Raw genomic sequence first — 11,776 nt, forward strand, 5'->3', positions numbered from 1 at the left:
GAGCCAGGATCAAACTCTCCGTGAATGTCAACCCGTAATCGGGTCACACCACGAGAGCGGAACAGTCAAGCGGAATAAGCCCGACCGTTCACAGCGTCCTCGCTGTGTTTACTACTTCAAAGGAACCTCGTCCTCCCGAACGGGAGAGACGGGGTATCAACAAACTTGGCGTTGATTTTTGGCACGCTGTTGAGTTCTCAAGGAACGGACGCTTCCTTCGTACTCACCCTCTCGGGCTTTCCTCCGGGCTTTCCCTTCGATCTTGCGTTTCCGACTCTACCAGACCGTTTCCGTATCCGATTTCCTCGGCGCTTTCCAGGTTTCCGCTTTCGCGTTTCCCTTTCCGGCGACTCCGACTTTATCAGAAGTTTTGGCCGGACTGACCGGCTGTTCATTCCTGAGATTCATCGGGATGTGGTCCTCAAGAATCCAAGTCCTCGAGCAACCAGTAGATTTTTACCGCCGCCACCGAACCTGTCCGGTTCTAGGCAACTGCTCCAACCTACCTCCCCACTCGCTCCGCGTCAACGGCTCTTGTAGGGCGAAGAGGAGACTAGCAGTCCGGCAGGTGTGTCCGCACATCAGGCAGCCGTGGGGACGGCGGCGCTGCGCTCGACCGACTCAAGGTCGCCCGTCTCTCCGGCTCGGACCGCGCGACCGCCGAGGACATAGACGTACGCGAGGAAGGCCAGTTCGGCGACGACCCCGATCGTGATGCGCGCCCAGGTGGGCAGGCCCGAGGGGGTGACGAAGCCTTCTATGGCACCCGAGACGAAGAGGACCAGGGCCAGGCCGATCGCCATTCCCAGGGCTGCTCGTCCTTCCTCCGCAAGTGCCGTGCGGCGGGACCGCGGGCCCGGGTCGATGACGGTCCAGCCGAGGCGCAGACCCGTACCCGCGGCTACGAAGACCGCGGTCAGTTCCAGTAGGCCGTGCGGCAGGATCAGGCCGAGGAAGGTGTCGAGTCGGCCCGCCGAGGACATCAGGCCGAGGCCGATGGCCACGTTGAGCATGTTCTGGAAGAGGATCCAGATGACGAAGACGCAGAGGAAGACTCCCAGGACCAGGCACATCGCGGCGGCCTGGGCGTTGTTCGTCCACACGTGGGCGGCGAAGGAAGCCGCGGGGTGGCTCGAGTAGTACGTCTCGTACTCGCCACCGGGGCGGGTGAGGGCGCGCAGTTCGTCGGGGGCCGCTATGGAGGACTGCACTTCGGGGTGCGTGCCTATCCACCATCCCAGGAGAACGGCCACCGCCGTGGAGATGAGCGCGGTGGGGACCCACCAGTGGCGCGCTCGGTAGACCGCCGCGGGGAAACCGTGTGTGAGGAAGCGCGTGACATCGCGCCAGGAGGCGCGGCGGGTTCCTGTCACAGCACTACGCGCGCGTGCCACGAGTTGGCTGAGCCGACCGGTCAGCTGGGGGTCCGGGGCGCTCGACTGGATCAGCGAGAGGTGAGTGGCGGTGCGCTGGTAGAGGGCCACGAGTTCGTCCACCTCGGCGCCGGTGAGGCGGCGTCGGCGGCTCAGCAGTGCGTCCAGGCGGTCCCACTCGGCGCGGTGGGCGGAGACGAAGACGTCGAGGTCCATCGTTTTGCCTGCTCCTCGGCTGTTCATCGACTGCACGTCGTGGGTGTCGGTTTGTCGTACTGCGGCGCGATGCCCCTTCAGCTTGGCAGACTGGTGGTTCCAGGGGCAGGTCAGGGGAAGGACGGCAGGCGTGAGTGAGCTGGTTACGGGCGAGGCGGTGGCGCTGGAGTTGCGCCCCGCGAAACTGCCCAGCAGGGCGCTTGCCGTGATGCTCGACCTTGTTGTGATCGGATTGGTCTACACCATCGTCACCATCGTTCTGGTCATATCGACGGCCTCGCTGGACGAGGCGGCACAGGTCGCTCTGTCCATCGCGGCGTTCATTCTGGTTCTGGTGGGCGCGCCGATCGCGGTCGAGACGCTCAGCCATGGCCGTTCGCTCGGCAAGATGGCGTGCGGTCTACGGGTGGTGCGGGACGACGGCGGGCCGATCCGGTTTCGGCATGCGCTGGTACGGGGTGCTGTCGGTGTGGTCGAGATTCTGATGACGTTCGGGGTGGTGGCCTGTATCGCCTCGCTCGTCTCGGCGCGGGGACGGCGGCTCGGTGATGTCGTCGCGGGCACGCTCGTCGTACGGGAGCGAGTGCCCGTCGGTCGGACCGCGTTCGTTCCTCCTCCGCCGCCCTGGTTGTCCGGACGGTTCGCGGAGCTCGATCTGTCGGGCGTGCCCGACGGGTTGTGGCTGGCCGTACGTCAGTATCTGACGCGCATGCGGCAACTGGATCCGCAGGTGGGCTCGGCCATGGCCGAGCGGCTCGCCGCCGATGTGGCGGCGCGTACGGGGACTCCCGCGCCGCGGGATGTTCCTCCGGCCGCCTATCTGGCGGCCGTGGTGCAGGAGCGGCAGGTCCGGGAGGCTCGGCGGGCGTTCGGGAGGGGGGCTGCGATCAGTGGACCCGGGGTGCCTGGATCTTTCGGGGCTCCGGCGCCGCAACCGCCTGCTGCGGTCACCTATCCACCCGCTGGGGGTCCCTATCCTGCGGTCGTCCAAGCCGCCGCGCCCGTCCCGGTTGTCGAAGCCGCGCCGCAGCACCAGGCCGGTGATCGCCGCTCTTCTGGTGGGTTCGCGCCGCCCGCCTAGTCGGCGAACGTCGACGGCGGGGACTCGAGGTGTTCCAGCTCGATGCCGGGTGCGGCGAGGACCACGTCGCCGGCGATGTGTACGGCATGCTGTTCGCCTGTGTCCAGGGCTGTGACCTGGTATTCGTCCACTGTCAGGGGGGCGTTGTCAGTGGCGTGTGCTTCTCTTTTCACCAAGGCCCAGGACTGGTCCACGGTGCGGGGGGCGAGGACCGGGTCGGTGAGGGCGACGAGGCGTACGCGGGTTGCGGCAGCGGAGGGGGTGAGGCGCAGGAGGCGGGCGGTGGCGACCAGGAACGCGGGGGATGTGCCGGTGAAGGCATGGGCTCGGACGTTGCCTTCAGCGGCGTGAGTGCCGGTGGGGTCGGTGCGTACCCAGGTGACGCCGTCGAGTGCGGCACCGCGGACCTGCCAGCTCGCCGCGTGGAGTTCGAGGCGGATCGGACGGCCCAGGTCGTCGATGGTGAGGTCGACGGAACCGCTGTGGTCGCCCGAGGGGGTGGTCAGTTGGGAGACATAGCGCCAGCCGGAGGGGCCGGGGGCGCAGTGGAAGTGTTCTTCTGCGAGAGGGGTGTGATCGTGCGGATCGTGGAGCGAATAACGGCCGCGGGGCATGGGTGTCCTGGGTTTTTCGGACTGTCACTGTCGCTTGGGCTTTCGAGCCGCTGAGCCTCGGTAAAGGGGCAGGCCCCCGGCACGGGGGTGCGGGGGCCTGCCTCGGAGGACCTGCTGGTGGTGAGCGCGTCAGTGCACGGACGTGCTCACCACTGGCTGGGTGCCGACTCAGTAGCGGTAGTGGTCCGGCTTGTACGGGCCCTGGACCTCTACGCCGATGTACGAGGCCTGCTCAGGGCGGAGCGTGGTCAGCCTCACGCCGAGCGCGTCGAGGTGGAGGCGGGCGACCTTCTCGTCGAGGTGCTTGGGCAGCACGTAGACGTCGGTCGGGTACTCCTCGGGCTTGGTGAACAGCTCGATCTGGGCCAGGGTCTGGTCCGCGAAGGAGTTGGACATCACGAACGACGGGTGACCGGTGGCGTTGCCCAGGTTCAGCAGGCGGCCCTCCGACAGCACGATGAGGACCTTGCCGTCGGGGAACTTCCAGGTGTGGACCTGCGGCTTGACCTCGTCCTTGACGATGCCCGGGATCTTGGCCAGGCCGGCCATGTCGATCTCGTTGTCGAAGTGGCCGATGTTGCCGACGATCGCCTGGTGCTTCATCTTGGCCATGTCGGCGGCCATGATGATGTCCTTGTTGCCGGTCGTGGTGATGAAGATGTCGGCCTTGTCGACGACGTCGTCGAGGGTCGCGACCTGGTAGCCGTCCATCGCCGCCTGCAGCGCGCAGATCGGGTCGATCTCGGTGATGATCACGCGGGCGCCCTGGCCGCGCAGGGACTCCGCGCAGCCCTTGCCCACGTCGCCGTAGCCGAAGACGACTGCGGTCTTGCCGCCGATGAGGACGTCGGTGGCGCGGTTGATGCCGTCGATCAGGGAGTGGCGGCAGCCGTACTTGTTGTCGAACTTCGACTTGGTGACGGCGTCGTTGACGTTGATCGCCGGGAACAGGAGGGCGCCGTCGCGCTGCATCTCGTACAGGCGGTGGACACCGGTGGTGGTCTCCTCGGTCACGCCGCGGATCTCCGAGGCGACCTGGGTCCACTTCTGCGAGCCGTCGGTGATGGTCCGGCCGAGGAGCTCGAGGACGACGCGGTGCTCGTCGGACTCGGCGGTGTCGGGCGAGGGGACCTTGCCGTCCTTCTCGTACTCGACGCCCTTGTGGACGAGCATCGTGGCGTCGCCACCGTCGTCCAGGATCATGTTCGGGCCGCCGGTGGGGGTGTTCGGCCAGGTCAGGGCCTGCTCCGTGCACCACCAGTACTCTTCCAGGGTCTCGCCCTTCCAGGCGAAGACCGGGATGCCCTGCGGGTTCTCGGGCGTGCCGTTCGGGCCTACCGCGATGGCGGCAGCCGCGTGGTCCTGGGTGGAGAAGATGTTGCAGGACACCCAGCGGACCTCGGCGCCAAGGGCGACCAGGGTCTCGATCAGGACGGCGGTCTGCACGGTCATGTGCAGCGAGCCCATGATCCGGGCACCGGCCAGCGGCTGGGTGGCGGCGAACTCCCTGCGGATGGACATCAGGCCGGGCATCTCGTGCTCGGCGAGGGTGATCTCCTTGCGGCCGAACTCGGCCAGGGAGAGATCAGCGACCTTGAAGTCCTGTCGGGCGTCGACAGTCGTCATTACGGGCTGCTCCTGAAGGTTGGGGCGAGGTGGATACGGCTGGTCTGCGCGGCGGCGGACACAGGGGTGCCCGAAGAGGGCACGGGCATGCCCCATGTACGCGCAGCACAGTCCGTCGGAGGCCCTCTCTCCCTCGGCCGGTCCGCAGTGGGACCGCCCGACCGCCATCAGCAGCGACGTCTGGCTCCGTCCCAAGCTACACCTGTCGGCCCGGCCGCCCCCAGCCCGCCTACGGACACATCAGGACAGACCAATACCGAGTGGAAGGGAACTCAGTGGGCGGCGGGCTGGGCCGGGCCGCCCGGGGTGGCCTCGCGGTCGGGGCCCTTGGTGGCGTCCTTCTCGCTGTAGATGTCCGGTTCCAGGTAGATGACGCGGGCGATCGGGACGGCGGCGCGGATACGGGACTCGGCGGCGTTGATCGCGGTGGCCACCTCGGCGGCGGTGTCGTCGTGCTGGACGGCGATCTTGGCGGCGACCAGGAGTTCCTCGGGGCCGAGGTGGAGCGTGCGCATGTGGATGATGCCGGTGACGGTGTCGCCGTCGACGATCGCCTTCTCGATCTGCACGACCGCTTCCGGGCCCGCGGCCTCGCCCAACAGCAGGGACTTGGTCTCGACGGCCAGTACCAGGGCGATCAGGATGAGCAGGATGCCGATGCAGAGGGTGCCGATGCCGTCCCAGACGCCGTCGCCGGTGGCGAGGGCGAGGCCGACGCCGCCGAGGGCCAGGACCAGGCCGACGAGCGCGCCGAGGTCCTCCAGGAGGACGACGGGCAGTTCGGGGGCCTTGGCATGGCGGACGAAGTCCTTCCAGGACTCGTTGCCGCGCAGCGGGTTGGACTCCTTGATGGCCGTACGGAAGGAGAAGCCCTCGGCGATGATCGCGAAGACGAGGACGCCCACCGGCCAGTACCAGTGCTCGATCTCGTGCGGGTGCTTGATCTTCTCGAAGCCCTCGTAGATCGCGAACATGCCGCCGACGGAGAAGAGCACGATGGAGACGAGGAAGGCGTAGATGTACCGCTCGCGGCCGTAGCCGAAGGGGTGTTGCGGGGTCGCCTCGCGCTGGGCCTTCTTGCCGCCGAGGAGGAGCAGGCCCTGGTTGCCGGAGTCGGCGAGCGAGTGCACGGACTCCGCGAGCATCGACGACGAACCGCTGAAGAGGAACGCCACGAACTTCGCTGCCGCGATCGCGAGGTTGGCGCCGAGTGCCGCCACGATCGCCCTGGTGCCGCCTGACGCGCTCATGTGTTCGCGTTGTCCCTTCGTACGTTCGCTGTCCCGGGCTTTGCCCGCCCTTTGCCGGTGGGTCATTGTTGCAGCCCCCTCCGGCAACGGCCCGCCAGGCTGTCACACGGACCCCGGCAACCAGTGCCCGGGATGTACTCGAACAGTCTCCGGCGGTCCTCGGAGATGTGTCAGACGACGACTGTCGCCCGGAACACCGTGCCGGGGCCGGACACCTCGGCTTTTTCGTTCGCGGGTACGAAGACCGACTGGCCGGGGGCGAGTTCGATGTCTCCGGTACGGATCGAGCCTGCCGTGCAGAGCAGGATCTGCGGGGTCGGGAGGGTGAGGTCGCGGGCGGGTGTCCCCTCCGGGAGGACGTACCGGGAGAGGCGGAACTCGTCGATGGGGGTGTCGTAGACCTCCTCGCCGTCGGCGGCGGCCTCCGGGCGCAGTACGCCGGGGCCGGTCGCCTCGAAGCGGACGACACGCAGGAGTTCGGGGACGTCGACGTGCTTGGGGGTCAGGCCGCAGCGCAGGACGTTGTCCGAGTTGGCCATGATCTCGACGCCGAGGCCGTTGAGGTAGGCGTGCGGGATGCCGGCGCCGAGGAACAGGGCCTCGCCGGGCTGGAGTCGGACGCGGTTGAGGAGCATGGCCGCGATGACGCCCGGGTCGCCGGGGTAGTGCTGGGCGATGTCCGCGTAGGGGGCGTAGTCGCCGCCGAGGCGGGCGCAGGCGGTCGCGGTCTCGGTGACCGTGCGGGCCATGTCCTCGCGGTCCGCGCTGAGTACGGCCGTCAGGACTTCGCGCAGCGCCGCCTCCTCGGGGTGGGCGCGCAGCAGGTCGACGTACGGCTTGAGGGAGTCGACCTCCAGGCCCGCGAGGAGGTCGGCGGTCTGCGAGGGGTCGCGGAAGCCGCACAGGCCGTCGAACTCGGTGAGGGCGCAGATCAGTTCGGGCTTGTGGTTGGCGTCCTTGTAGTTGCGGTGCCCGGCGTCCACCGGGATCCCGCGGTTCTCCTCGTCCGCGTAACCCTCCTTCGCCTGGGCGAGGTTGGGGTGCACCTGGAGGGAGAGGGGGGCGCCGGCCGCGAGGATCTTGAGGAGGAAGGGCAGCCGGGGGCCGAATTTGACGACGGCCGCCGCGCCGAGTTCGCCCTGCGGGTCGGCGTCGATGACCTCGACAAGCGTGCCGCGTCCGGTGCGCGAGGGGGCGCCGGGGTGGGCGCCCATCCACATCTCCGCCTGCGGTTCCCCGGTCGGCTCGGTGCCGAGGAGCGCCGCGATGGCGGTGGTGGAACCCCAGGCGTAGGGGCGGATGGTGTTGTCGAGGCGGTCCATACCGGTCTTTCTGCGTGCAGGTCGAAGGAGGGGGCGAGGTGAGGCGAGTGAGACGGTTCGGGGGCTGTGGGCCTTACGCGGTTCTTCGCTCGTCGGGTCAGGTTCCGGCAGTCAGCGCCATGTACACCGCGGCGAAGTCCGTGGTGGCGATCAGTTCCGCCAGGGTCTCCAGTTCGGCGCCGTCCTCCGGTTCGAGCTCGCTGATCGCCGTGTCGTGGCCGAGGGCGAGTTCGCGGGCGGCGGGGGCGGCGGTGAGACCGCCGGTCGGGCGGTCTCGGAGCAGGACCACGCGCGCGTGCAGGGCGGGTGCCTCGCTCACCCGGTCGCGGAAGAAGTCGTCGGGGTCGGCGCCCGCGGCGAGCCGGCTCGCGAGCAGGGAGCCGTGCGCGGCGAGCGCCTCGGGGAGTTCGGCGGCGAGCGCGGGGCGGCCGGCGAGTTCGGCGAGGGCGGCGGCGAACCGGCGGCCCACGGGCCCGGCCGACGTGCCCTCCGTCCAGACCACCGGGAGCTTGTCCGTGAGTTCGACGGCGAGGGTCTTGGCCGGATTGCTGTACGTCGCGACAGCCGGGCCGCATCGTTCGGCGATGTGGTCGAGGCGGTCGGCGACCTTCTCGAGCGCGTCCGGCGGGGCGGTGAGCAGGCCGGTGCCGTCGAGCAGGACGAGCAGCGGGATGAGCAGCGCCCACAGGATCCCGGGGGCGGACGCGGCGAGCTGCTGGTCCGCCTCCTCCTGTTCGTTCGGGGCAGTCGCCATGCGTACGAACAGACCATGGGCCGCGCCCTGCACCGTCTCGGCGATCGGGGTGTCGGCGGGGGCGACGGCGACGACCGTACAGCCGCGGCGGTAGGCCTGCTCGGCGAGCAGTGACAGGCCGGGTTCGGTGCCGTCGGGGGTGGCGATCAGGAGCAGATCCACGGAACCGGCCCAGCCCGGCAGCTCCCAGCGCAGGGCGCCTGCCGCGGGGGCGACGCCCGTGGGGACCAGGCGGATGACGGGGCTGGTCGCGCCGGCGAGGGTGCCGAGGAGGTCGGCGACGCAGTTCGCGGCGGCGCCGGGGCCCGCGATCAGGACGGCGCGGGGGCGGCCGTCCGGTTTCAGGTCGTTGATGCCCGCCTCCGCCGCGTGGCGGGCGGCGGTTCGGACGCGGGCGCCCGCTTCCGCCGCGCCGCGCAGGAGGCCGCGGCGGTCTGCGTCCGCCAACGCCTCGGGGGCGTCGAGCAGCGATTCGTCGAGCATGGGTGGCACCTCCGATCGCCGGGGCGGGTTACGCGGGGCGGCGGGCCTCGTCGACGAGCAGTACGGGGATTCCGTCCCGGACGGGGTACGCCAGGCCGCAGTCCTGACCGGTGCAGATCAGCTCGGTCTCCTGCTCCTTGAGGGGAGCATGGCAGGCCGGGCAGGCGAGGATCTCCAGGAGGCCGGCTTCGAGCGGCATGTGGTGTCCCTTCGGGGGTGCGCGGATGTGGCCTGGTCAGGGTACCGCCGTGGGGGACGGGGTGTCGGGCGTGGAGCGGGTGAGGGTCGGGCCGGGAGGGACCGCGGCGGAGCCGCTGAACGGATGCGGCGCCCCCGGACGCGCTGAAAGGTGCTGGAAGGTATCCGTCAGCCTCGGATGAGGCCCAGTACCTCGTCCCGGACCTTTGCCATCGTCGCCTCGTCGCGCGCCTCCGTGTTCAGGCGCAGCAGGGGTTCCGTGTTGGACGGGCGGACGTTGAACCACCAGTCCGTCGCGGTGACCGTCAGTCCGTCCAACTCGTCCAGCTCGACGCCCTCCTGACCTTCGTACGCCGTCTTGATGGCGGCCAGGCGGCCTGTCTGGTCGTCCACCGTGGAGTTGATCTCGCCGGAGCCGGTGTACCGGTCGTACTGGGCGACGAGGGCCGACAGAGGGCCGTCCTGGCCGCCGAGCGCGGCGAGGACGTGCAGGGCGGCCAGCATGCCGGTGTCCGCGTTCCAGAAGTCCTTGAAGTAGTAGTGCGCGGAGTGCTCGCCGCCGAAGATCGCACCCGTGCGCGCCATCTCGGCCTTGATGAAGGAGTGGCCCACGCGCGTGCGTACCGGTGTGCCGCCCTGTTCGCGGACGACCTCCGGGACCGACCAGGAGGTGATCAGGTTGTGGATGACCGTGCCGGAACCGCCGTTGCGGGCCAGCTCGCGGGAGGCCACCAGGGCCGTGATCACCGACGGCGAGACCGGGTCGCCGTGTTCGTCGACCACGAAACAGCGGTCCGCGTCACCGTCGAAGGCGATGCCGAGGTCTGCGTTCTCCTCGCGGGCACGCTTCTGCAGGTCCACGAGGTTGGCCGGGTCGAGCGGGTTGGCCTCGTGGTTCGGGAACGTGCCGTCCAGCTCGAAGTACATGGGGACGAGGGTGAGGGGCAGGCCGGCGAAGACCGTCGGGACCGTGTGGCCGCCCATGCCGTTGCCCGCGTCGACGACGACCTTCAGGGGGCGGATGGAGGTCAGGTCGACGAGCGAGCGGAGGTGTGCCGCGTAGTCCTCCAACGTGTCCCGCCGCGTGATCGTTCCCGGTGTTACGGCCTCCGGCTCCGGTGCGCCCGAGTCCAGCCAGGACTCCACGAGTTCACGGATGTCGGCGAGGCCCGTGTCCTGGCCGACCGGTGCGGCGCCCGCCCGGCACATCTTGATGCCGTTGTACCGGGCCGGGTTGTGCGAGGCGGTGAACATGGCGCCGGGCAGGCCGAAAGCGCCCGACGCGTAGTAGAGCTGGTCCGTGGAGCACAGTCCGATCTCGGTCACGTCGACGCCGTGTGCCGCCGCCCCGCGCGCGAAGGCCCGCGACAGGCCGGGCGACGAGGGCCGCATGTCGTGCCCGACCACGATCGCGTCCGCCCCGGTCACCTGGATGAAGGCGGCGCCGAACAGTTCCGCCAGCGGCTCGTCCCACTGGTCCGGGACCACACCACGTACGTCGTACGCCTTCACGAGCTGCGACAGATCTGCAGACATGGCCAACCCTTCGGAAAGTCCCATCGGTCGCCCCAAACTACCCGCCCTGACTGACACATCCCTGTGGCAGGAGGTGGCGGCGAGGGCTTGGACGCGCGGATGGGGAGGAGGCCGAAAACGGCTCCAGTGGCTCAGTTGTCCGGTGAGCGCAGGACTCTCAGGTGTCCGCGTCGGGCGACCTCGCGCGGGTCCGCCGTGCGGGCTCCGCCGGCTTCGCCCGTCCGCCCCGGCGGGCGGGCCGCTTCGCGGACCGCGTTGGCGAGCGCTTCCAGATCGTCTCCGCTGGGCCGCGCGGGAGCTGAGCTGTCCAGGAGCCGGACGACCTCCCAGCCGCGCGGCGCGGTGAGGCGTTCGGAGTGCTCGGCGCACAGGTCGTAGCAGTGGGGTTCGGCGTAGGTGGCGAGAGGGCCGAGGACCGCGGTCGAGTCGGCGTAGACGTACGTCAGCGTCGCGACGGCGGGACGGCCGCAAGCGGTGCGCGAACAGCGACGTACAGGGCTCACGACGTTGGACGGTACCGCACTCTTGAGCGGGCCGCGACGACTCCCCACCAGGCCACTCTCCCGTGTCGGGGTGTGAAACCGCCCACACGGGTCTTCCGGGACACCTCGTTGACCTGGGGCGACAGCGGGGTACGAGATACCGAACGATCCTGGTTCCGGTCGACACTTGGCATAAACCATGCCAAGTGCCATGAGACCGGCGGTCTTCGGCGGTCAAGGGGCATGCGAAATCGAGCCCGATCTTGGCTGAAATGATCATCCTGCGACATGTCGCCGACGGGCCTGGCTGCCCCGGTCGATGCCCAGGGGTGCAGCGTGCCCGGCGCCCGTGCGGCGGTCGCGGGGACTACGCTTCGTCAGTGATGGACAACCCCGTACCGCCCCGCGCCGCAGGCCCCGGACCCCGCCGCCGTGATCGCCACGGCCGTGGCATGCGCGGCCCCGTGGCACCTCCGCAGGTTCCGCTCTCCGCGAGCCGCGCCGAGGGGTTCGCGGATCTGGTGCAGGACTCCGTGGAGCGGCTGGAGCGGCGGTGGCCACAGCTCGCGGACTTCGACTTCCTCGTCCTCGAAGTACCGCAGCTCGAAGGGTCGCCCGAGGCCTGGGCCGACGAAACAGTCCCTCTGGGAGGCACGATCGCCGCCCGCGAGGGTCACCCCGCGCGCGTGGTGATCTATCGCCGCCCGGTCGAGATCCGGACCAAGGGCCGCGACGAACGCGCGGCCCTGGTCCACGAGGTCGTGGTCGAGCAGGTCGCCGAGTTGCTGGGGCTCACCCCGGACACCGTGGATCCGCGGTACGGCGAAGACTCGGACTGACA

11 protein-coding genes are annotated in these 11,776 nt (G+C 69.5%); 2 read left to right on the forward strand and 9 right to left on the reverse strand.

Annotated features, from left to right (window positions below; all coding sequences use genetic code 11):
- Positions 1-581 precede the first annotated feature (581 nt).
- Positions 582-1,589, reverse strand: a complete 1,008-nt coding sequence (locus G3I71_RS27725) for a stage II sporulation protein M (RefSeq protein ID WP_164318526.1) — start codon at positions 1,587-1,589, stop codon at positions 582-584.
- Between the two features lie 130 nt (positions 1,590-1,719).
- Here G3I71_RS27725 and G3I71_RS27730 point away from each other — a divergent pair, with 130 nt between their 5' ends.
- Positions 1,720-2,670, forward strand: coding sequence for an RDD family protein (locus G3I71_RS27730; RefSeq protein WP_164318528.1), 951 nt, complete (start codon positions 1,720-1,722; stop codon positions 2,668-2,670).
- Here the strand turns inward: G3I71_RS27730 and G3I71_RS27735 are convergent.
- The 8 genes from G3I71_RS27735 to G3I71_RS27770 all read right to left on the reverse strand — a co-directional run bounded on the left by G3I71_RS27735 (position 2,667) and on the right by G3I71_RS27770 (position 11,004).
- Positions 2,667-3,284, reverse strand: coding sequence for a hypothetical protein (locus G3I71_RS27735; protein WP_164318530.1), 618 nt, complete (start codon positions 3,282-3,284; stop codon positions 2,667-2,669). The two genes, G3I71_RS27730 and G3I71_RS27735, sit on opposite strands and share 4 nt — an antisense overlap.
- 168 nt (positions 3,285-3,452) lie before the next feature.
- Positions 3,453-4,910 (reverse strand): adenosylhomocysteinase, encoded by a 1,458-nt coding sequence (gene ahcY / locus G3I71_RS27740; protein ID WP_164318532.1) that lies wholly within the window; start codon positions 4,908-4,910, stop codon positions 3,453-3,455.
- 272 nt (positions 4,911-5,182) lie between these two features.
- The gene (locus G3I71_RS27745; protein ID WP_164318534.1) at positions 5,183-6,160 is read right to left on the reverse strand and encodes a cation diffusion facilitator family transporter; all 978 of its coding nucleotides are present in this window, start codon (positions 6,158-6,160) and stop codon (positions 5,183-5,185) included.
- Positions 6,161-6,330: 170 nt separating this feature from the next.
- Positions 6,331-7,482, reverse strand: a complete 1,152-nt coding sequence (gene manA, locus G3I71_RS27750; protein ID WP_164318536.1) for a mannose-6-phosphate isomerase, class I — start codon at positions 7,480-7,482, stop codon at positions 6,331-6,333.
- 97 nt (positions 7,483-7,579) lie between these two features.
- A complete protein-coding gene (locus tag G3I71_RS27755) occupies positions 7,580-8,719 on the reverse strand; it encodes an SIS domain-containing protein (RefSeq protein ID WP_164318538.1) in 1,140 nt (379 codons plus the stop codon).
- A 28-nt stretch (positions 8,720-8,747) separates the two neighbouring features.
- Positions 8,748-8,918 (reverse strand): Trm112 family protein, encoded by a 171-nt coding sequence (locus G3I71_RS27760; protein ID WP_133928598.1) that lies wholly within the window; start codon positions 8,916-8,918, stop codon positions 8,748-8,750.
- Positions 8,919-9,085: 167 nt separating this feature from the next.
- Entirely contained in the window at positions 9,086-10,453 is a 1,368-nt protein-coding gene (locus G3I71_RS27765) for a phosphomannomutase/phosphoglucomutase (protein ID WP_164318540.1), read from the reverse strand.
- A 131-nt stretch (positions 10,454-10,584) separates the two neighbouring features.
- Positions 10,585-11,004, reverse strand: a complete 420-nt coding sequence (locus G3I71_RS27770; protein ID WP_164318542.1) for a DUF3499 domain-containing protein — start codon at positions 11,002-11,004, stop codon at positions 10,585-10,587.
- 314 nt (positions 11,005-11,318) lie between these two features.
- Here G3I71_RS27770 and G3I71_RS27775 point away from each other — a divergent pair, with 314 nt between their 5' ends.
- Positions 11,319-11,774 carry a metallopeptidase family protein gene (locus G3I71_RS27775; protein ID WP_164318783.1) on the forward strand — a complete coding sequence of 152 codons (456 nt, stop codon included), beginning with the start codon at positions 11,319-11,321 and terminating at the stop codon, positions 11,772-11,774.
- Positions 11,775-11,776: the final 2 nt, after the last annotated feature.

The sequence above is a fragment of the Streptomyces sp. SID12501 genome (assembly GCF_010550245.1).
In the GTDB taxonomy this organism is placed as follows: Bacteria; Actinomycetota; Actinomycetes; order Streptomycetales; family Streptomycetaceae; genus Streptomyces.

Excerpts from the sequence above, each read along its gene's own strand:
- G3I71_RS27725 (WP_164318526.1), bottom strand. The coding sequence starts at position 1,589 with ATGGACCTCGACGTCTTCGTCTCCGCCCACCGCGCCGAGTGGGACCGC.
- G3I71_RS27735 (WP_164318530.1), bottom strand. The coding sequence starts at position 3,284 with ATGCCCCGCGGCCGTTATTCGCTCCACGATCCGCACGATCACACCCCT.
- ahcY (WP_164318532.1), bottom strand. The coding sequence starts at position 4,910 with ATGACGACTGTCGACGCCCGACAGGACTTCAAGGTCGCTGATCTCTCC.
- G3I71_RS27745 (WP_164318534.1), bottom strand. The coding sequence starts at position 6,160 with ATGAGCGCGTCAGGCGGCACCAGGGCGATCGTGGCGGCACTCGGCGCC.
- manA (WP_164318536.1), bottom strand. The coding sequence starts at position 7,482 with ATGGACCGCCTCGACAACACCATCCGCCCCTACGCCTGGGGTTCCACC.
- G3I71_RS27755 (WP_164318538.1), bottom strand. The coding sequence starts at position 8,719 with ATGCTCGACGAATCGCTGCTCGACGCCCCCGAGGCGTTGGCGGACGCA.
- G3I71_RS27760 (WP_133928598.1), bottom strand. The coding sequence starts at position 8,918 with ATGCCGCTCGAAGCCGGCCTCCTGGAGATCCTCGCCTGCCCGGCCTGC.
- G3I71_RS27765 (WP_164318540.1), bottom strand. The coding sequence starts at position 10,453 with ATGTCTGCAGATCTGTCGCAGCTCGTGAAGGCGTACGACGTACGTGGT.
- G3I71_RS27775 (WP_164318783.1), top strand. The coding sequence starts at position 11,319 with ATGGACAACCCCGTACCGCCCCGCGCCGCAGGCCCCGGACCCCGCCGC.